18 protein-coding genes are annotated in these 20,294 nt (G+C 64.0%); 5 read left to right on the top strand and 13 right to left on the bottom strand.

What is annotated here, in order from left to right; translation table 11 throughout:
• Nucleotides 1–2 precede the first annotated feature (2 nt).
• A complete protein-coding gene (locus AAIH46_RS00430; RefSeq protein ID WP_430304947.1) occupies nt 3–896 on the bottom strand; it encodes a dihydrodipicolinate synthase family protein in 894 nt (297 codons plus the stop codon).
• Between the two features lie 228 nt (nt 897–1,124).
• On the opposite strand from AAIH46_RS00430, the gene AAIH46_RS00425 reads away from it, so the two are divergent.
• Both AAIH46_RS00425 and AAIH46_RS00420 read left to right on the top strand, forming a co-directional pair.
• Nucleotides 1,125–1,514 (top strand): ArsR/SmtB family transcription factor, encoded by a 390-nt coding sequence (locus AAIH46_RS00425; protein ID WP_430303524.1) that lies wholly within the window; start codon nt 1,125–1,127, stop codon nt 1,512–1,514.
• A 225-nt stretch (nt 1,515–1,739) separates the two neighbouring features.
• Nucleotides 1,740–2,894 (top strand): diguanylate cyclase domain-containing protein, encoded by a 1,155-nt coding sequence (locus tag AAIH46_RS00420; RefSeq protein ID WP_430303523.1) that lies wholly within the window; start codon nt 1,740–1,742, stop codon nt 2,892–2,894.
• Between the two features lie 43 nt (nt 2,895–2,937).
• On the opposite strand, the gene AAIH46_RS00415 is transcribed toward AAIH46_RS00420, so the two are convergent.
• The 4 genes from AAIH46_RS00415 to AAIH46_RS00400 form a co-directional block, all read right to left on the bottom strand.
• Nucleotides 2,938–3,762 carry a ferredoxin--NADP reductase gene (locus tag AAIH46_RS00415; RefSeq protein ID WP_430303522.1) on the bottom strand — a complete coding sequence of 275 codons (825 nt, stop codon included), beginning with the start codon at nt 3,760–3,762 and terminating at the stop codon, nt 2,938–2,940.
• A 177-nt stretch (nt 3,763–3,939) separates the two neighbouring features.
• Nucleotides 3,940–4,443: a DUF934 domain-containing protein gene (locus AAIH46_RS00410; protein ID WP_430303521.1), complete on the bottom strand. Its 504-nt coding sequence runs from the start codon at nt 4,441–4,443 to the stop codon at nt 3,940–3,942.
• A gap of 14 nt (nt 4,444–4,457) precedes the next feature.
• Complete coding sequence (locus AAIH46_RS00405) at nt 4,458–6,128, bottom strand: nitrite/sulfite reductase (RefSeq protein WP_430303520.1); 1,671 nt, start codon at nt 6,126–6,128, stop codon at nt 4,458–4,460.
• Between the two features lie 8 nt (nt 6,129–6,136).
• Nucleotides 6,137–6,451 (bottom strand): DUF2849 domain-containing protein, encoded by a 315-nt coding sequence (locus AAIH46_RS00400; RefSeq protein WP_430303519.1) that lies wholly within the window; start codon nt 6,449–6,451, stop codon nt 6,137–6,139.
• A gap of 277 nt (nt 6,452–6,728) precedes the next feature.
• Here AAIH46_RS00400 and AAIH46_RS00395 point away from each other — a divergent pair, with 277 nt between their 5' ends.
• The 3 genes from AAIH46_RS00395 (at nt 6,729) to AAIH46_RS00385 (ending at nt 9,114) form a co-directional block, all read left to right on the top strand.
• Nucleotides 6,729–7,331: a nucleoside deaminase gene (locus AAIH46_RS00395; protein ID WP_430303518.1), complete on the top strand. Its 603-nt coding sequence runs from the start codon at nt 6,729–6,731 to the stop codon at nt 7,329–7,331.
• Nucleotides 7,332–7,360: 29 nt separating this feature from the next.
• The gene (mazG, locus tag AAIH46_RS00390; RefSeq protein WP_430303517.1) at nt 7,361–8,188 is read left to right on the top strand and encodes a nucleoside triphosphate pyrophosphohydrolase; all 828 of its coding nucleotides are present in this window, start codon (nt 7,361–7,363) and stop codon (nt 8,186–8,188) included.
• Between the two features lie 197 nt (nt 8,189–8,385).
• Complete coding sequence (locus tag AAIH46_RS00385; RefSeq protein WP_430303516.1) at nt 8,386–9,114, top strand: hypothetical protein; 729 nt, start codon at nt 8,386–8,388, stop codon at nt 9,112–9,114.
• On the opposite strand, the gene hflX is transcribed toward AAIH46_RS00385, so the two are convergent.
• The 8 genes from hflX to dusB form a co-directional block, all read right to left on the bottom strand.
• A complete protein-coding gene (gene hflX / locus AAIH46_RS00380) occupies nt 9,111–10,451 on the bottom strand; it encodes a GTPase HflX (RefSeq protein WP_430304946.1) in 1,341 nt (446 codons plus the stop codon). The genes AAIH46_RS00385 and hflX overlap by 4 nt on opposite strands.
• 271 nt (nt 10,452–10,722) lie before the next feature.
• On the bottom strand, nt 10,723–10,965 hold the full coding sequence (hfq, locus tag AAIH46_RS00375) for an RNA chaperone Hfq (protein ID WP_056335505.1): 243 nt from the start codon (nt 10,963–10,965) through the stop codon (nt 10,723–10,725).
• A 296-nt stretch (nt 10,966–11,261) separates the two neighbouring features.
• Entirely contained in the window at nt 11,262–12,638 is a 1,377-nt protein-coding gene (trkA, locus tag AAIH46_RS00370; protein ID WP_430303515.1) for a Trk system potassium transporter TrkA, read from the bottom strand.
• A 60-nt stretch (nt 12,639–12,698) separates the two neighbouring features.
• Nucleotides 12,699–14,063, bottom strand: coding sequence for a sigma-54-dependent transcriptional regulator (locus AAIH46_RS00365; protein ID WP_430303514.1), 1,365 nt, complete (start codon nt 14,061–14,063; stop codon nt 12,699–12,701).
• Nucleotides 14,053–16,320 carry an ATP-binding protein gene (locus AAIH46_RS00360; protein WP_430303513.1) on the bottom strand — a complete coding sequence of 756 codons (2,268 nt, stop codon included), beginning with the start codon at nt 16,318–16,320 and terminating at the stop codon, nt 14,053–14,055. Before AAIH46_RS00360 ends, AAIH46_RS00365 begins: the two co-directional genes overlap by 11 nt.
• Before the next feature lie 193 nt (nt 16,321–16,513).
• Nucleotides 16,514–17,965, bottom strand: a complete 1,452-nt coding sequence (ntrC, locus tag AAIH46_RS00355) for a nitrogen regulation protein NR(I) (RefSeq protein ID WP_430303512.1) — start codon at nt 17,963–17,965, stop codon at nt 16,514–16,516.
• Nucleotides 17,962–19,113 carry a two-component system sensor histidine kinase NtrB gene (locus tag AAIH46_RS00350; protein WP_430303511.1) on the bottom strand — a complete coding sequence of 384 codons (1,152 nt, stop codon included), beginning with the start codon at nt 19,111–19,113 and terminating at the stop codon, nt 17,962–17,964. The genes ntrC and AAIH46_RS00350 overlap by 4 nt, the downstream gene beginning before the upstream one ends.
• On the bottom strand, nt 19,110–20,108 hold the full coding sequence (gene dusB / locus AAIH46_RS00345) for a tRNA dihydrouridine synthase DusB (RefSeq protein ID WP_430303510.1): 999 nt from the start codon (nt 20,106–20,108) through the stop codon (nt 19,110–19,112). Before dusB ends, AAIH46_RS00350 begins: the two co-directional genes overlap by 4 nt.
• Nucleotides 20,109–20,294: the final 186 nt, after the last annotated feature.

The following is a 20,294-nucleotide window of genomic DNA, read 5'->3' as shown; positions in this document are numbered from 1 at the left end:
CGTCAGAGATCGAGCACAGTCGCAACTGCCGCTTCGACCTGCGGCCGTTGCGCGGCCGGCAGCGGCAGGATCGGCCGCGGCGGGCTGCCAGGCTCAAGGCCAAGAATGTCGCCGATCATGTACATCACGCGAAAACTGCCGAACGTCCTGAACAGCGTCCAGAGCGGTTGAAAGGCGTCGTCGAGCCTGCGTGCCTTTTCGATGTTGCCGGACATCGCCGCCCGCGTCAGCCGCAGTGCCTGGTCCGGCAACAATCCGGCAACGACACTGAACCAGGCATCGCCACCGGCCAGCAGGCTGTCGGCGGCGCCCCAGTCACCGCTGTAGCCGATCGAGAAATCGGCCGGCACGAAGCCGCGCAGGCGCTGCAGTTCGCCGGAAAAGTCGAGATTGGCCGGCAGCGGCATCTTCACGGAGACGATCGTTTTCACCTCCGCCAGCCGGGTGATCAGGTGATCGCTGAAGGCGAAGCGGGTGGTCGTCGGGTTGTTGTAGATGCAGAGCGGCAGGTCGGTCGCTTCGGCCACCGCGAGAAACCCGGCGAACACCTCGTCCTCGGTCAGCGGCAGGTAGGACATCGGCGCCAGCAGCAGGCCGTCGGCACCGGCTTTCGCCGCATCGCGCGCCAAATCCACCGCCCACTCGGTGCGCAGTGCCCCGACACCGGCAATGACCGGAACCGCATGGCCGGCATGATGGACGGCAACTTCCACCGCACGCAGCCGGGCCTCGCGCGTCAGGTAGGCATAGCCGCCGGTGCTGCCCAGCACGCCGATCGAACCGACGCCGGCGGCGGCGATCCGCGAAATCATCGCTCCGAACCGTCCCACATCAATGTCGCCATCGCTGCTGGCCGGGGTCAGGGGAAAGGCGGAAAGACCGTGAAAAGGGGACAGCGGAATTCTCCTTGGCTGGTGCAGGCTCGTGCAAGGCGCGGGCTTGCTTCCAATCCTGCGAATCGGACGGCTACCGCCCCGCCCTCGAAGCATAGGCGCCCCGTTGGCTCCCGCAAGCGCGGCTCTCGATACCAGGCATAAGCGCAGCCGAGGTCGCTGAACCGTCTGTTACGCCCACGCTCAACCAATTGGTTGACACTCATTGCCCGCGGGCGCACGTTCAACCCCATGGTTGAGATCGAAACCCATGAGGTCAGCGCGGTCTTTCACGCGCTTGGCGATTCGACGCGGCGGCGCATGCTGCTGTCGCTATCGTCCGGACCGCGCACGGTCAGCGAACTGGCCGAGCCTTTCGACATGTCGCTGGCCGCCGCTTCCAAGCACATCAAGGTGCTGGAGGCTGCCGGGCTCGTCCGCCGCGAGGTTCGCGGTCGCACGCATGTCTGCCGGCTGAAGCCAGAGCCGCTCGCCGATGCGCATGCCTGGCTGAGCTTCTACGAAGGCTTCTGGAACGGGCGGCTGGAGAACATGCAGCGGTTGCTGCGCGCTGAAGCCGCCGCTTCGCCATCGTCAGCCAAACAGCGGGGAAACCGGTCGAAGGCTTCCGGCACGGACTGACGGATAGGCCTGTCTCTGAGCAGAGCAGCACATGCGCCTCAAGATGACCTCCGGGCGCCAGGCAGGACCGGCCCCCGAGCGAACTGCGTCCGCGAAAGACACGTTTGGGTGATGTCGGCGAATGCAATGTCCGCGACCGAACATTTCCTCTCGCGCGGATACGATTGCGGCCCTACAAGGCTTTTCGAATTTCTGTTCCACACGTCGCCGATATCATCACAGTCCATGACCGCAGCCACCGTTTCTTCCTTCAGCATCGTCTTCATCTGCCTGCTCTTCGGGATTGCCCTGCTTGCCGCGTGGCAGGCGTTCGGGCTCAAGCGTTACGCCATGCTGTGGGCATTGTCGTTCATCGCAGCCGCCGTCGGCCACGGCATGCGGATCGGGACGCCGCTGGTATGGCCGGCCGCCGTGCCGTTCTTCGCGATGCTTGCCTGCCACACGTCGGTCGCCAGCTTTACGCTGCTTGCGGCAGGGTTCCGCAGCCGGGCGCAGCGCAGTCACTGGCTGGTTACCCTGCTCTGGCTTGTCTCGACGCTGCTGCTGCTGGGCTTCTGGATCCTCGACGTCGACGGCTGGCGGACATCGCTGCGGATCATCACCGGCCTTGCCGACGCCGCCATGATCGCGGTGATCATCGCAACGCTTAGCAATCGCGGTCTTCGGGTGCTTCTGGTTCAGGCGCTGCTCGCCATCTACGGCCTCTATGCTGCAAGCGTCGGATTGGCCGCCTGGCTTGCCAAAAGCGGCGGTACCGCCGGCGAATCCTTTTTCGTCATGGTGCTGTCGATCGGCACGCCGACCGGCATGATCGGCACCGGCGTCATGACCCTGCTGATGGTATCGGCCGACCTTGCCCGCGACCTGCGCGAGCAGGCGATCCGCGACCCGCTGACCGGCCTCCTCAACCGGCGCGGGCTGGAGGAACGGATCGGCGAACTGCACCGCAGGTCCGGCAGCCGCCATCCGACGATCGTGGCGCTCGCCGATCTCGACCGGTTCAAGGCGATCAACGACCGGCTCGGACATGCGGTGGGAGACGCGGTGCTGCAGCGCTTCGCAAGGCTGCTGGAGGAGCGCTTCGGGACGCTTGGCCCCGTGGCGCGGATAGGGGGAGAAGAGTTCGTGCTGCTGCTGCCGGACGTTCCGCTGGCGGATGCCCGGCGTCGGATCGAGGCCCTGCATGCGGAGATCCCGGCAAGCTTTCCCGACATCGCCACCGACCATCCGGTGACGGCAAGCTTCGGCTTGACCGAACACGCGCAGGGCGAGCCGTTCCAGCAGGCCCTGTCGCGTGCCGATGCGGCGCTCTACAGGTCGAAGGCTGCAGGTCGCAACTGGGTGACCTACCTCGATCGCGCATCGCAAGCCGCCGAATAGAAGGCGGCCTCATCGATCTCCGGTCGAAGCGAGAGGTCCGTGGTCAGCCGACGAAGGCGCGCTCGATGACGAATTCAGCCGGCTTATTGTTGGCGCCTTCAGTCAGACCGGCGCGTTCCAGCAGTTCCTTGGTATCCTTCAGCATCGCCGTCGAGCCGCAGATCATGCCGCGGTCGACAGCGGGATCGAGCGGCGGCAGACCGAGATCGGTGTAGAGCTTGCCGCTCTCCATCAGGTCGGTGATGCGCCCTTGGAACGGATAGGCTTCGCGGGTGACGGTCGGGTAGTGCTTGAGCTTGTCACCGACGAGTTCGGCTAAAAATTCGTGGTTGCGGATCTCTTCCATCAGGTCGAAGCCGTATTTCAGCTCGGCGACCTCGCGGCACGTATGGGTGAGGATGACCTCCTCGAACTTCTCGTAGGTTTCCGGATCACGGATGAGGCTGGCAAACGGCGCAATGCCGGTGCCGGTCGAGAACATGTAGAGGCGCTTGGCCGGCGTCAGAGCGTCGAGAACCAGCGTCCCCGTCGGCTTCTTGCGCATCAGCACCGTGTCGCCGGGCTGGATCTTCTGGAGATGCGAGGTGAGCGGACCGTCGGCCACCTTGATCGAGAAGAACTCCAGTTCCTCGTCCCAGGCGGGGCTGGCGATCGAATAGGCGCGGTAGACCGGCTTGTCGCCAACCATCAGGCCGATCATGGCAAACTCGCCGGACCGGAAGCGGAAGCCGGCCGGCCGGGTCATGCGGAACCGGAACAGATGATCCGTGTAGTGCTCGACCGCCAGAACGGTCTCGGCATAGACGCCATCCGGGATGGCGGCCGGAGCCTTGGGGGCGAATTCTTCGGTCTTTGCGGAAACGTTCATACCGGTCGTCTCGTTTTCTTCTTCACTTCGGTCTGCGCAGGCGAGATATACCATCAAAGCCAGGTTTTGAAGGCATTGGCGTTGATATGCCGCACGCTTCGCAGAAAATAAGGTTGATCCGCTCAAGATAAACGGGCGGTGGAGAGTGTCGGCAGGCGTTCTACGGACTGGCCTGCCTCAGGCGGATCGCCGCCGCCAGCTATAGGTCTCGCCGGCTCGCGCCGTCCGCGCAGTCGGCTGGTAATGCTCGTTGATCCCCGGCAGGCGGTTCTCCGACAGACGCTTCAGGGCAGTCGGGTTGCTGACGGCAAAGCTGTCGAAGCCGCAGCGCAGCATCAGCGGCACATGGTCGATCAACACATCGCCGATGGCGCGAAGTTCGTTCTTGTAACCCAGCCGCTCGCGCAGCAGCGAGGCATGGCTGAAACCACGGCCGTCGCTGAAGGCGGGGAACTCGACCGCGACGAGTTCCAGGCGGTAGAGATAGGGCTCCAGCCGCCGCACATCGTCGGCAGGCCGCACCACGACGCCAAAGCCGACCTCGTTGCTGGCGTCGGCCTGCTCGATCAGCTGGTCGACGGAGAGCAGCGGGCGCTCATCGCCGGTCGCCTTCACATCGTCGGTCTCGACGATCCACGGGTCGTTCTCGACGAAGCCGTTCTCGTTCCAGATGCGGGTCATGCTCGTGGTCATCCTTATGCCGCTTCCGCCGCCTGGCCGTAGAGTGCGTCCTTGAACGGCTGCGGACCAACGCGGCGATAGGCCTCAAGGAAGGTTTCCGCCTTCGACTGACGAAGCCCGAGATAGGTATCGACGATCTTTTCGACGGCGTCGGTGACCTTCTCAGGCTCGAAGCCGCGGCCGACGATCTCGCCGATCGAGGTGTGCTCATCGCCGGAACCACCGAGCGTGATCTGGTAGAGCTCGGCACCCTTCTTTTCGACGCCCAGCAGGCCGATATGGCCGACGTGATGGTGGCCGCAGGCATTGATGCAGCCGGAGATCTTGATCTTCAGCTCGCCGATATCCGCCTGCCGTTCCGGCGAGCCGAAGCGGGTGGAAAGCTCCTGGGCAACGGGGATAGAGCGGGCATTGGCCAGGGCGCAGTAGTCCAGGCCGGGACAGGCAATGATATCGGTGATCAGGCCGGCATTGGCTGTCGCCAGTCCCTGCGCCACCAGCGCCCGGTAGACAGGCTCCAGATCGGCCAGCGCCACATGCGGCAGGATGACGTTCTGCTCGTGGCTGATGCGGATCTCGTCGAAGGCGTATTCCTCGGCGATGTCGGCGATGGCATCCATCTGCACGTCGGACGCATCGCCCGGAATGCCGCCGATCGGCTTCAGCGAGATCGTCACCATGCCGTAGTCCGGATGCTGGTGCGGCTGGACGTTCTGGTCTACCCAGCGGGCAAACTCGGCATCGGCCTTCTTCCAGCCGGCAAGCTGCGCCCAGCCTTCCGGGCGATCCTGCATGGCGGGGGGAGCGAAGTAGGAGGTGATCGCCTGGATGTCGGCGTCCGGCAGCTTCAGCTCGGTGCCCTGCAGATGGGCGAATTCCTCTTCCACCTGGCGCGCCAGTTCCTCGGCACCCGTCTCGTGGACGAGGATCTTGATGCGCGCCTTGTACTTGTTGTCTCGCCGGCCGTGCAGGTTGTACACGCGCATGATGGCCGTCGTGTACGAGAGCAGGTCCTGCTCCGGCAGGAAGTCGCGGATCTTCTTCGCCACCATCGGGGTGCGGCCCTGGCCACCGCCGACATAGACGGCAAAGCCGATCTCGCCGGCCTCGTTCTTCTTCAGGTGGAGGCCGATATCGTGAACCTGGATGGCGGCGCGATCGCGCTCGGCACCGGTGACGGCGATCTTGAACTTGCGCGGCAGATACGAGAATTCCGGATGGACCGACGACCACTGGCGCAGGATTTCTGCGTAAGGTCGCGGATCTGCGACTTCATCGGCTGCGGCACCGGCGAAATGATCGGCGGTGACGTTGCGGATACAGTTGCCGGAGGTCTGCAACGCGTGCATCTCGACGGTCGCCAGCTCTGCCAGAATATCGGGCGTGTCCGACAGTTTCGGCCAGTTGTACTGGATGTTCTGGCGGGTCGTAAAATGCCCGTAGCCACGGTCGTACTTGCGGGCGATATGGGCCAGCATGCGCATCTGCCGTCCGTTCAGCGTCCCGTAGGGAATAGCGACGCGCAGCATGTAGGCATGCAGCTGCAGATAGACGCCGTTCATCAGGCGCAGCGGCTTGAAGGCATCCTCCGCCAGTTCGCCCGACAGGCGGCGTTCCACCTGATCACGAAACTGCTCCACGCGACTGGTGACAAAGGCGTGGTCGAATTCATCGTAGCGGTACATGGAATTCCTCAGGCTGCAATAAAGGCGGGATCGGCAGCGGCATAGCCCTCTGCGTAATCCATCGTCGGACCGGCGGCGCGAATACGCTCCCGCAGGCGGAGCGGACGGATCACGCCGGCCACCTCCTCGACTTCGATGACATTGACGTCGACGACAAGATTATCGGAAAAGTCGCGCTTGCCGATCGTCTCCAGCGAAGCTTCAGCTTCCGGATGGCGTGCCACCAGCGCGTCCTGCAGGCGTTCGGTCCATCGTCCGCTAGCGTCCAGCCAGACGGCGATGCCGTCGGTCAGGCGGTTTGCGGTCAGCACCTTGTCGGTCATGTCGTCGGATCCCGTTCGGTTCGGGTGCACGCTCAAGGTCCACCCATCTCAGGATCGCGATTATGCCAGAGACATCCACCGGATTGAAGGAACGCAAATCTCCTCAGGAGGGGACGTGCGTATTTCTGTTCCGGCAGAGCCTGTATGCGGAAAAAAATGCGCCGCCCGGGCCATCAGCCACGGTTCTCCACACGCATCCACTCCCCGGTCGGGAAAAACCGTTTCAACCACGCGGTCCTGCGATTATGCTTGCCCCAGCCAATCCCAGAGGTAACCCATGCCCCAGCCGATTTCCCCGCAGCCATCGCTTGCCACCCGTCTGCTGGACGTGATCGAGCACGACATCCTGCCGCTCACCGAGCGTGGCGTTGCGGCCGGCAACAAGCTGTTCGGCGCGGCGATCCTGCGCAAATCGGATCTGTCGCTGGTAATTGCCGAGACCAACAACGAGCTGGAGAACCCGCTCTGGCACGGCGAGGTCCACACGCTGAAGCGATTCTACGAGATGGGCGAAAAGCCCGACACCCGCGATCTGATCTTTCTGTCGACGCACGAACCCTGCACCATGTGCATGTCGGCGATCACCTGGGCCGGCTTTGATAATTTCTACTACTTCTTCAGTCACGAGGATTCGCGCGACGCGTTTGCCATCCCCCACGACCTGAAGATCCTCAAGGAAGTTTTTGGGCTTGAACCGGGCGGCTACCGGCGCAGCAATGCCTTCTGGCAGTCTCATGCGATCGCCGATCTCGTGCATCTCGAAGACGACCAGGTGCGGCAGCCGCTCGCCGATCGCATCGCCGGCATCCGCCAGCGCTACGACCAGCTTTCCGACACCTACCAGGCCGGCAAAGGCGACAACGCCATCCCGCTCAACTGATTGTCAGCGACACCTCAAGGACATATCCCATGCAGCCATCCAAGGACGTCATGCGCCTTCTCGACCTCATGGCGGCGCTGAGAGACCGCCAGACAGGGTGTCCCTGGGACGTCGAGCAGACCTTCGAGACAATCAAGCCCTATACGATCGAGGAGGCCTACGAGGTTGCCGATGCGATCGAGCGCAACGACATGGACGATCTCAAGGACGAGCTGGGCGACCTCCTCTTCCAGGTGGTCTTCCATGCGCAGATGGCGTCGGAACTCGGCGAGTTCTCTTTCGGCGATGTCGTCGCGGCCGTGATGACCAAGATGATCCGCCGCCATCCGCACGTGTTCGCGCGCCCCGATGTCGCGACGCCGCAGGCCGTCAAGCTGCAGTGGGACGAGATCAAGGCTACGGAGAAGCGTGAGCGGGCAGAGCGCCGGGAGCGCCGCGGGATCGTCGAAACCTGCGGGCACGGCCACCTCGGCTCTGTCGCCCGCAGTCAGCCGGCGTTGACGGAGGCGTTGAAGCTGCAGCAACGGGCCGCCAAAGTCGGATTCGACTGGTCGGAAGCGGAACCCATCCTCGACAAGATCGAGGAGGAAATCGGCGAACTGCGCGAGGCCCTGCGCAGCGGCAAGTCCGACAAGATCAGTGACGAGCTTGGCGACCTGATCTTCGCGCTCGTCAACATCGGTCGCCATGTCGATGCAGATCCGGAGCAGGCGCTGCGCGGCACCAATGCGAAATTCCGCAGGCGCTTTCGGCACATAGAAAAATCTCTTGAACAAGAAGGCGAGAAACTGGCGGAGGCAGGTCTGGAGCGCATGGAAGCGCTGTGGCAAGCCGCGAAGGCACTTGAACGTCAGTAAGTCGATATATTAGAAGGTCGGGTCGAACCGCCTGACGAGTCGGGATGGTGAAGCAGTCACCCTTCACAGAGACTTCGTCCTGTTCGCCGGACGACCCGATACAGGCCTTCGCACGCAGCATGCCGCCCGTCAGACGCATAGGCAGGTCTCCGCTTTCCGCGGCGGCGCTAGCCCAGATTGTTGCTGCTGTCGCAGCGTTGACCGTTGCCCGAGCCGGTGCGGGCATCCTGCCACCACCGGTCCTTCTGGGCCTGGCGCTGGCGGTCCAGATCGCCGTGGCACTGCTCATCAGCCGATACGCACGGTTGCCGGTCTGGTGGCAGTGGATTGCCGTCCTGTTCCCCGTCGCGGTCTGTCTGACGCTCTCCGTACCCGGCCTGCCCGCCTGGCCCTTCGGTCTCGCATTCCTCGTTCTCGCCCTGCTGTTTTCGAACACCGCCAAGGAACGCGTGCCGCTTTACCTCAGCAACCGCAAGACGGCGGAGGCGCTGATTGCGCTGATGGAGGAGAAGGGCGGCCGGCGGTTTCTCGACATCGGCTCGGGACTGGGCGGCGTGGTGCGGGCGGTCGACGGCAACGGGCGCAGCGCCCGCGGCGTCGAGACGGCGCCGCTCGCTTGGGCTGTCTCGGTTTTGATGTCGAAGCTTTCCGGCCGGGGCCGCATCCTGCGGCAGGACCTGTGGAAGACAGACCTCTCGCAAAAGGATGTCGTCTATGCCTTCCTGTCACCGGAGCCGATGGCGGCGCTGTGGGAGAAGGCGCGCCAGGAGATGAAACCCGGCAGCCTGCTCGTGTCGAACAGTTTTGCCGTGCCGGGCGTCGAGCCGGACGAGGTGTGGGAGATTGGCGATCGCCGTTCGACGCGGCTGTTGATCTACACGATCAACGGCGATCGCGGTCAGACCCGAGGGGACGGGAGCGACTAGCGCTCCCACTCCTCTTTCTCGGGCAGCGGCAGGATCCCGAGCTTCTGCTCCAGCGCGTTTGCCTGCTGTTCGGAGAGCCGAAGGTCGAAGGCGACGGAGCCGTCCTCGCGGTCTTCGCGACCGTCAATGACGGCGTTCTCGTAGATCCACGAGACCAGCGACAGCTTCTGCGGCGGAATAACAATCGTCGCCTCGGTCAGCACACCCGACAGGCGCCGGGAGATCTCGGCCATCAGCGCATCGACACCCTCGCCGGTGATCGCCGAGACCGCCATGACGTTCTGCCGACCGGCTGCCCGTTCGACAACGGCATCGTGAGCTTCCGGCTCAAGCCTGTCCATCTTGTTCCAGACCTCGATGATGCGCTCGTCGCGTTCCTTCTCGTCGATGCCGAGATCATCGAGAATGCGCAGCACGTCGGCCGACTGGGCGGCATTGTCCGCATCCGACATGTCGCGCACGTGCAGCACGAGGTCTGCTTCCAGAACCTCTTCGAGCGTCGCCCGGAAGGCTGCCACCAGATGCGTCGGCAGGTCGGAGATGAAGCCGACAGTGTCGGACATGATGACCGTGCGGCCCTGCGGCAGCTTCATCCGCCTGAGCGTCGGATCGAGCGTCGCAAACAGCATGTCTTCGGCCAGGACCCCGGCACCGGTGATGCGATTGAACAGCGTCGACTTGCCGGCATTGGTATAGCCGACCAGCGCCACGATCGGATGCGGCACCTTGCGGCGCTTGGCCCGGTGCAGCTGGCGCGTGCGCACCACCTGCTCCAGTTCCTTCTCGAGCTTGATGATGCGATCCTGCAGCTGACGGCGGTCGGCCTCGATCTGCGTTTCGCCCGGACCACCCATGAAGCCGGCGCCACCGCGCTGGCGTTCAAGGTGGGTCCAGCTGCGGACCAGACGGCCCTTCTGGTAGTTGAGGTGCGCCAGATCGACCTGCAGCGTGCCTTCCTTGGTGGAGGCGCGGCGGCCGAAGATCTCCAGGATCAGGCCGGTGCGGTCGACGACCTTGGCGTTCCATTCCTTTTCAAGATTGCGCTGCTGAACCGGCGTCAGCGGGTGGTCGACGATGACCAGGCCGGCATTTTCCTCGTCGAGCTGCTGCTTGATCTCCTCGATCTTGCCGGTGCCGATCAGGGTCGCCGGACGCGGCTGGGCGACCGTGACGATCAGACCCTTGACGATGGTGAGATCGATGGCGCGCGCCAGACCGATCGCCTCTTCCAGACGCGCTTCATCGGACCGGCGCGGCGATGCCAGGGCCGCTTCCGACTGTGCGTGATGCTGGGCTCGTGATTGTTTCAGCACCGGAACGAGCACCAGCGCGCGCATGTCGTCGCGGTGCTTCTCGAGTTCCGGCACGAGGGATTCGTTAGATGTATCGCGTGTGGCTATTGCCGTCGTCCTTCGTCATGCAGTGCGTGTCCGGCAGTGCCGGCCGCTTCGGTGGGGTGCGGAATTGGCGTGGGCATAACCGCCGGCAGTGCTGGCGGTTGCAGGGCCCGATCGACATCGTCGTCGGCCCCGCACCCGTGTCCAATCCTCAAATGGGACCGAAGGTCGAAAAATTCAACGGGCACCCACCGGCAGGACGATCGGCCTGTCAGGCCGCGCTTTCCTCGCTTTCGAACATCTGCATCGGCTGGCCGGGCATGATGGTCGAGATCGCGTGCTTGTAGACAAGCTGCGAGTGGCCGTCCCGGCGCAGCAGGACGCAGAAGTTGTCGAACGAGGTGACAACGCCGGTCAGCTTGACGCCGTTGATGAGGAAGATGGTCAATGAGATTTTCTGCTTCCGGACCGTGTTGAGAAACAGGTCCTGAAGATTCTGAGAACGTTCCGCCATAGCGCCGCTTCTTTCTTTCTTGCCGGCAAATGCGCCGGGATATTGATGTCGTTCGGAAAAGACCGCGGCAAAACCCTCTCCTGCCCCCGCCGTCCACACAGTTGGTTATCAAATCACCGTGTGTTCCGCAACGCCGAATAAATGGGTGCGACGCGCCACGCAGGCCGCCGGTGCCAAGGCTGACCGAGCCTGTCACAGGCGAGAAGCAGAGCAGACGAACCGGGCGGTACGCGTGCGTCCCGAAGGCAGCAAGTCACGCCTCGGCTATCCACTGGGCTGGCAGATCGGCAGGACGCTCAGAAATACTGGATGGAGACCCGGAACAGCTGCTCGACGTCGCGCACCGAACGGGAGGTCGCCAGCAGCACCACCCGGTCGCGCGCCTTGATCTTCGTCGAGCCGTCGGGACGCAGCACTTCGCCGTTGCGGTAGATCGCGCCGATGCGAATGCCGGCCGGCAGGTCGAGCTCACGGAACGACCGCCCGACGAGCGGCGAGGTTTCGAGCGCCTCGGCCTCGATGATCTCCGCGGCGCCGTTCTGCACCGCATAGACCGAACGGATACGGCCCTTGCGGACATGCTGGAGAACCCGGGAAATGGTCACCGCCCTTGGGTTGATCAGCGAATCGATGTTCAGCGAACTCGACACATCGCCGAGCGACGACGAGTTCACCAGCACCAGGCTCGACTTGCAGCCATGCGCCTTGGCCATCACTCCGCCGAGGATGTTGACCTGGTCGCTGTTGGTCAGCGCCACCATCAGGTCGGCATCCTGGATATCCGCCTGCTGCAGGATCGCCTGATCGAGCGCCGAGCCGTGCAGCACCACCGCATGCCGCAGTTTTTCGGCAACGGCGACGGCGCGCTCGCGGTCTGTCTCGATCAGCTTCACATGCACCTTCGGCTGCATCTCCTCGATGCGACGGGCGACGTAGTAGCCGATATTGCCGGCTCCGGCGATAACGATGCGGGCGGCCTCCTGCTCCTCGTGGCCGAACAGGCCGAGCGTGCGGCGGGTGTGGTCGCGCCGGCAGATGACATAGGCAAGGTCGCCCGGCTGCAGCTGATCGCCGGAACGCGGCACCATCAGCCGACCGTCGCGGTAGATGCCGACCACCGTCGCCACCAGATCCGGGAACAGCTGGCTCAGCTGCTCGAGCGGTGTGCTGATCACCGGGCAGTCTTCCATGCATTCGATGGCGACCATGGCGATGTTGTCTTCGGCAAACCGCACGACATCTGTGGCGCCGGGAAACGAGATCCGCCGGAGGATCATCTTGCCAACCTCGATCTCCGGCGAGATGGTCACGTCGATCGACATGTTCTTGCTGCTGAACAGGTCGGCATATTCTGGCATCAGGTAGCTCTGGGCGCGGATGCGGGCGATCTTCGTGGGCACGCTGAACAGTGCATGCGCCACCTCGCAGGCAACGATATTCACCTCGTCGTAGAGCGTCACGGCGATGATCATGTCGGCGTGTTCGGCACCGGCCTTGTCCAGCACGTCCGGATGCGCGCCGTGGCCGACGTAGCCGCGCACGTCGAGCGTCTCGGTGATGCCGTTGATCAGCGCCGCCGAGGTGTCGATGACCGAGACCTCATTCTTTTCCTGCGACAGGCGCTCGGCAATGCCGTAGCCGACCTGCCCCGCCCCGCAAATTATCACCTTCATCGTCTGCCTTTCAGTGCCGGACCGGGTGCCAGTTCTGCATCAGTCGCCTTTGACCGGCGATCAGACGCCCAGCGACTTCAGCTTCCGGTGCAGCGCCGAGCGCTCCATGCCCACGAATTCCGCCGTGCGCGAGATGTTGCCGCCAAAACGGTTGATCTGCGCCACCAGATAGTCGCGCTCGAACATTTCGCGCGCCTCGCGCAGCGGCAGCGTCATGATGTGGTGATCGCCCTTGGACGACACCTTGGGCAGCATGTCGCCGAGATCGGTCGGCAGCATGTCGGCTGAGATCGGCGTGTCGGGGCCATCGGTGCGGGCGAGGATCATCAGCCGCTCGATGTTGTTGCGCAGCTGGCGGATATTGCCCGGCCAGTCATGCGCCTGGAGAACCGCCATCGCATCCTCGCCGATGCGGCGCGGGCGGATCCCCGCCTGCTCGGAGATCTGGCGCATGAACATGTCGACGAGAAACGGCACGTCCTCGCGCCGCTCGGCAAGCGCCGGCACCTTGACCGGCACGACGGCCAGCCGGTGATAGAGATCTTCGCGAAAACTGCCCTCGGCGATCAGGCTTTCCAGATGATAGGCCGTCGACGAGATGATCCGGACATCGACCTTGACGCGCTTGGAGCCGCCAACCCGCTCGAACTGCTGGTCGACCAGCACGCGCAGGATCTTGTTCTGGGTTTCGCGCGGCATTTCGCCGACTTCGTCGAGATAGAGGATGCCGCGATGGGCCTCTTCGAGCGCACCGATCTTGCGCGCCTGTCCCGGCACGCCCTCGGTGCCGAACAGCGCCACTTCCATGCGGTCCGGCGTGATGGTCGCGGCGTTGAGCGCCACGAACGGCCCCCCGGCGCGCGACGACTTCTTGTGGATCATCCGCGCCACGAGTTCCTTGCCGGAGCCCGACGGCCCGAGGATCATGATGCGGCTGTTGGTGGGCGCCACCTTGTCGATCGTCTGGCGAAGCTGCGAGATCGCTACCGAGGTACCGACCAGTTCGGCGGCATCGCCCGTGCGGCGCTTCAGTTCCGTCACTTCGCGCTTCAGCTTGGAATTTTCGAGAGCCCGCTCGGCAATCAGGATCAGGCGGTCTGCCTTGAACGGCTTTTCGATGAAATCGAAGGCGCCGCGCTTGATGGCGGACACCGCCGTCTCGACATTGCCGTGGCCCGAGATCATCACCACCGGCAGGTCCGGATGGCGCACCTTCACCTCGTCGAGCAAAGCCAGACCGTCGAGCTTGCTGCCCTGCATCCAGATGTCGAGAAATACCAGCCGCGGGACACGATCCGAAATGGCTGCAAGCGCACTGTCGCTATCGTGGGCGACACGGGTTTCGTGGCCCTCGTCCGACAAGATGCCAGACACGATATCCCGGATATCGGCCTCGTCATCCACGACCAGAATATCAGACGCCATATGCCACTTCCTTGTTTGCAGTTTCGGACGCCGACGCCACATGCGCATGCGGCAGCAGCACCCGGATCATGGCGCCTCTGCCATGATCGAAATCGGCGGGCGCATCGTGCAGTTCGAGCTGCCCACCGTGTTCCTCGATGATCTTCTTGACGATCGCCAGGCCAAGACCGGTGCCCTTGTCGCGCATCGTCATGTAGGGTTCCAGGATCCGGTGACGGTTTTCCACCGGCAGTCCGTTGCCGTTGTCGATGACGTCGATCTGGAAAATGTCCCGGGCTTCGTCGAAGGTGGCGCGTACCAGCACCTTGCGGCCGTCACGCTCGACGTCGCTCGGCACGGCTTCGATCGCCTCGACGGCGTTCTTTATGAGGTTGCCGAACGCCTGGCCGAGCATGCGCGCGTCGAACAGGCCTTCCAGCGGCTTATCGCCCAGCTCACGCAGGAATTCCACGTGGCTCTCGCCCATCTCGCGCAGGAACAGCGCATCGCGCAGGATGTCGCGCAGATCGGAGCGCTCCTTGGTCGGCTTCGGCATGCGCGCGAACGACGAGAACTCGTCGACCATGCGGCCGATATCGCCCACCTGGCGGACGATGGTATCGGTGCACTGGTCGAAGACGGCCCGATCACTCTCGTCGATCTGCTTGCCGTAACGGCGCTTCAGCCGCTCGGCCGACAGCTGGATCGGCGTCAGCGGGTTCTTGATTTCGTGGGCAATGCGGCGGGCAACATCGGCCCAGGCAGTCGACCGCTGGGCGATCACCAGGTCGGTGATGTCGTCTAGGGTGATGACGTAGGATTCCGCTGTGCTGCGGCTCTCCTCGCGCGTCACCTGGACGCTCAGCGTCCGCTCCTTGCCGCGGCGCATGAGGTTCACTTCCTTGCGGAAGTCGTTGCGCGCCCTGCCCGTCGCCTCCTTCAGCACCTGGTCAATCTCCGGTGCCACATCGACAAGCTGCTGGCCGATTAGTTCGTCCTCGGTCAGCCCCAAAAACTCTTCGGCGGACGGATTGACGATCGAGATGCGATGGTCGTCCTCGACGCCGATGACGGCGGCCGTAACGCCGGAGAGCACCGCCTCGATGAACCGCCGTCGGTCGTCGACCTCGTCCTTGGCGACCAGGATCTCGTCGCGCTGGCTGCGGATCTGCGAGATCATCTTGTTGAAGGTCCGCGACAGGTTGCCGACGTCGCCGTCGGCCGAGCGCACGGGCACCACGACGTTGAGATTGCCGGTCGCTACGTTGTCTGCCGCCGAGATCAGCAGCCGGATCGGCCGCACGATCCGGTCAGCGACAGCGATCGCCGTCCAGATCGCTGCCAGGAGGACGATCAGCGCGAAACCGAGATAAAGCACCGCGAAGGCGAGCTGCAGGCTCATGCGCCCGGCTTCCATCGCCTGGTATTCGGCGCGGTTGTCTTCCATCAGCCGCATCGCCGACATCACCTTCGGGTCGACGGCGCGGATCGTATAGAGGAAGGAGCCTGGCAACGCCTCGAGCTTGATGATGGCGCCGACGAGATTGGTGACACCGGGCGGGATGAGCGTCGGCTGGCCGGCGGCCGAGGTCGCGAGCGCATCGGCGGGCACGGCGGGCAACGGCTTTTCGGTCTTGATGTCGGCCTGGGCGATGGCAGCGCCATCCTCGCGCACCAGGAAGGCGCCGAGCATGCCGCGGCCGCGTGCCTGGCGCGTCATCAGGTCGACGAAGCCGGTGCGGTCGAGATAGAACATCGGCCGGTTGCGCTCGAGATCGTTTGCCATCGACACGGTCTGGCCCTGCAGGTAGCTGGCATTTTCCAGCATGTAGGCGCGCGCGACATCCAGCGACGACTGGACGATCGACTGGGTGCGCAGCGAAAACCACCGGTCGAGGCCGACATTGAGGGTGATGCTGGCAAAGATCGCCACCAGAACCGCCGGCGTGATGGCGACGATGGAGAACAGGACGACGATCCGCACATGCAGGCGGGCTGCCGCACGGCCGCGGCGGCGGGCACGGATCAGCCGGCCGACTTCACGGGCGATCAGGTAGATCAGGCCGAGAATGAAGAGCGCGTTGAGGACGGCCGATGCGATGACGACATTGCTGGTTGGCGCAATCGGTGTCAGGCCGAGCAGCACGAAGAGCGTCAGGATGGCACACAGGAGCGCACCGCCAGCCAGCAGCAGGCCGGGCAGCGCGAAGGACGCTCGTCGATCCTGCACCGACATCGCCAGCTCATCGCTGACGGTCGTTGGCAAGCCATCGGTCATGCGTAACCACTCCCGTCCCCGCTGTCGCGGCGATCCTGAAATCAAAGAGAACCGGCCGGCCGGGTCGCTGCACACGCGGAACATTCCGCACCGAACGACGCACAACCCCGCCCTTCGGCGTCTGCGTTGCTATTGAGCAACGCTTTGTGGCGAAAATGCAACGAATGACGAGATGGAGTCAAGCGGTGCCGGATCAGGAGCTGCGCGAGCTGCGATAGACCGAGACGCCGAGCTCGCGGATCTTCTTGCGCAGCGTGTTGCGGTTAAGGCCGAGGAGGTCCGCTGCCTTGATCTGGTTGCCGCGGGTGGCCGTGAGGGCGGCCAGAATCAGCGGATACTCCATCTCGGTCAGCACCCGGTCGTAGAGGCCGGGCGGCGGCAGCCCATCGCCGAAGCCGGCGAAATAGCTGCGCATGTTTTCTTCCACCGCCTGGGCGATGGTGAGATTGCCCTGACGGGCACCCATCTTGTCGATCGGGCTGTCGGGAACGTCGGAGCGCAGTTCCGACTCCATGATTTCGCGGGTAATGACGTCCTGCGGGTAGAGCGCCATCAGCCGCCGCACGAGGTTTTCGAGCTCCCGGACGTTTCCCGGCCAGGCGTAGCCCTTCATGATGTCCAGCGCTTCGTTGTCGAACCGCTTGGCGTCGAGGCCCTCCTTTTCGCCGAGCTGCATGAAGTGGCGCACCAGATCGGCGATATCCTCGGCGCGGTCGCGCAGCGGCGGCAGGCGCAACGGCACGACGTTCAGCCGGTAATAGAGGTCCTCGCGGAAGAGGCCCTGGTTGATCAGCTGCTTGAGGTCCTTGTTGGTCGCCGCGACGATGCGCACATCGGTGCGGATGGGCGTGCGACCGCCGACCGTCGTGTACTCGCCCTGCTGCAGAACGCGCAGCAGGCGCGTCTGGGCATCCATCGGCATGTCGCCGATCTCGTCCAGGAACAGCGTGCCGCCCTCGGCCTGCTCGAAGCGGCCGGTCGAGCGGTTCTGGGCGCCGGTGAAAGCACCCTTCTCGTGGCCGAAAAGCTCCGATTCGATCAGGTCGCGCGGGATTGCCGCCATGTTGATGGCGACGAACGGACCGTTCCGCCGTTTGCCGTAATCATGCAGCGCGCGCGCCACCAGTTCCTTGCCGGTGCCCGATTCGCCGGTGATCATCAGCGTCAGGTCGGTCTGCATCAGGCGGGCCAGCACCCGGTAGATTTCCTGCATCGCCGCCGAACGGCCGACGAGCGGCATGCCGTCCTGCATGTCGTCGTCGAGTTTCGCCGGCTTGCGCTTCGGTTCGGCCAGCGCCCGGCCAATGATGGCGATCAGTTCGGTGAGATCGAACGGCTTCGGCAGGTAGTCGTAGGCGCCCTTCTCCGAGGCCTTGATCGCCGTCATGAAGGTGTTTTGGGCGCTCATCACCAGCACCGGAAGCTCCGGCCGGGCCTTCTTGATGCGCGGCAGGAGGTCGAAGGCATTCTCGTCGGGCATCACGACGTCAGTCACGACGAGATCTCCCTCGCCTGCCGAGATCCAGCGCCACAGGGTGGCTGCATTCGAGGTGATGCGGACATCATAGCCGGCGCGAGTCAGTGCCTGGTTCAGCACCGTGCGGATGGCCGCATCGTCATCGGCTACAAGAATGGTAGCGGTCATTTCGAGCTTCCTGTCGTGGTCAAGGAACGGATCTCATCGTGGAAACCGTCGTCCTTGTGCATGGGCATCAATACGCGAAAGATGGTGCGGCGAGCCTGGCTGTCGCACTCGACGATGCCGCCGTGGCCGCCGATGATCTTGGCGACGAGGGCAAGTCCGAGGCCGGAGCCGTTCGTCTTGGTGGTGATGAACGGATCAAACAGATGCGGCAGAAGATCGGTCGGCACGCCGGGTCCGTTGTCGATGACGCAGAATTCCAGCGGCAGCGAGATTTTTTCACGCGTGCCGGCCACCGAAAGCCGGATCCCGGGGCGGTAGGCGGTGGTCAGCATGATCTCGCCGTCCGGCTGCCCGGCGACCGCCTCGGCGGCGTTCTTGATGAGGTTGAGGAACACCTGCACCAGCTGGTCGCGATTGGCATAGACCGGCGGCAGCGACGGATCGTAATTTTCGTGGATCTTGATGTCGCGGGCAAACCCGGCCTTGGCGACCGCCTTCACATGGTCAAGCACCGAATGGATGTTGAGCGCGATCCGGTCCACCGGGCGCTCGTCCGAAAACACTTCCATCCGGTCGACGAGTGAAACGATGCGGTCGGTCTCGTCGCAGATCAGCCGCGTCAGGGGACGGTCCTCGTCCGGAACCGAGGTCTCGAGCAGCTGGGCTGCGCCGCGGATGCCCGACAGCGGGTTCTTGATCTCGTGCGCCAGCATGGAGGCGAGACCGGTGACCGAGCGGGCCGCAGCGCGGTGCGTCAGCTGCCGGTCGATCTTGTCGGCCATCGAGCGCTCCTGGAAGACGACGACGACCGAGCCCGGTTCACTGACGACGGGCGCCACATAGAGGTCGACGAGCTTTTCCTGGCCGAGCCGCGGCGAGGACAGGTCGACCCGGTACTCGTTCACCGGCGCCTTGCGCTCGCGCACCTGGTCGATCAGCGCCAGAAGCGGGCTGCCGAATGGAATGAAGGTGGAGATCTTGTTCTTTGCCAGATGCGGCGCGCTGGCGCCGAAGAAGGCTTCCGCTTCCCAATTGGCGAAGGCGATCCGCCCGTCGACATCGACGAGGATGACCGGGTTCTGGACCGAGTTCAGCACGGCCATGGCAAGCGCGTTGCCGCTGCCCGTGTCTGGCGATTTCGCGTTCATGCGGCCTCCTTGCAGGCTTCGCCGGAATTGTCTGAAAGCTGCTCGGCGAGGACGCGCAGCACCACATGCGGATTGCTCTCGGTCATCAGCTTCGCCTTGGACGCAGCGGCAGCCTGCGGCGCGTGCCGGTCGAGATACCAGCCGACATGCTTGCGCGCATGCCGCAGCCCGGCCTCAAGGCCGTAGAAGTCCAGCATGTGTTCATAGTGGGCGCAGGCGATCTCGGCGCGTTCGGCGGGGTTTGGCGCGGCGTGGCCGGCCAGAACGCCCGGATGCCATGGACGACCCTGTGCACCACGGCCAAGCATCACCGCGTCGGCGCCGGAGCGTGAGAGGATTTCGTGCGCGTCCTCGACCGTCTCGACATCGCCATTGGCGATCAGCGGGATGGAGAGGACGTCGCGCACCCGGCGAATGGCATCCCAGTCGGCGCGTCCCTCATAGAACTGCATGCGGGTGCGCCCATGGACGGTCACCAGCTGAACGCCGGCATCTTCGGCGCGCTTGGCGATCTGCGGCGCATTCAGGGAATTCTCGTCCCAGCCGAGACGCATCTTCACGGTCACCGGCACCGAGACCGCGCCGACGACGGCCTCGATCAGCGACAGCGCATGATCCGGATCGCGCATCAAGGCTGAGCCGGAATAGCCGCCCGTCACCTTCTTTGCCGGACAGCCCATGTTGATGTCGATGATGTCGGCACCGTTGGCTTCCGAGATGCGCGCGGCCTCGGCCATCCAGTGGGCTTCGCGGCCAGCAAGCTGCACCATGTGCGGGTCGATGCCGGCGCCCTTCAGCCGTTCCCAACTCTCGCCCTTGTTGTGGGCAAGCTCGCGGCTCGCCACCATTTCCGTCACCACCAGGCCGGCACCGTGACGCCAGGCGATCTGCCGGAACGGCAGGTCGGTGACGCCGGACATCGGCGCCAGCACAATCCGGTTGGCGATGGTGATGCGCCCGATGGACAGTGGCGAGGCGAGATCTATGGCTTTCAAATGATGATCTTTCGGGCAGAAAAGACATATGCACGATTTTTATTCACACTTTGGGCATTTGCCAAGGCCTAATCCCGATGTGCGTTATTTCTAGGCGTCGTGCTGGAAAAGCGGCATTTGAGTCTATAGTTCTCCGCTGTCAATTCCCTCCGCCAATGAATCTCGGGAAGCAGGTCGAACAGTGAC

It is taken from the genome of Rhizobium sp. 0TCS1.26, assembly GCF_050455525.1.
Classification (GTDB): Bacteria; Pseudomonadota; Alphaproteobacteria; order Rhizobiales; family Rhizobiaceae; genus Neorhizobium.
This window is presented reverse-complemented; position numbering and strand designations above follow the sequence as displayed.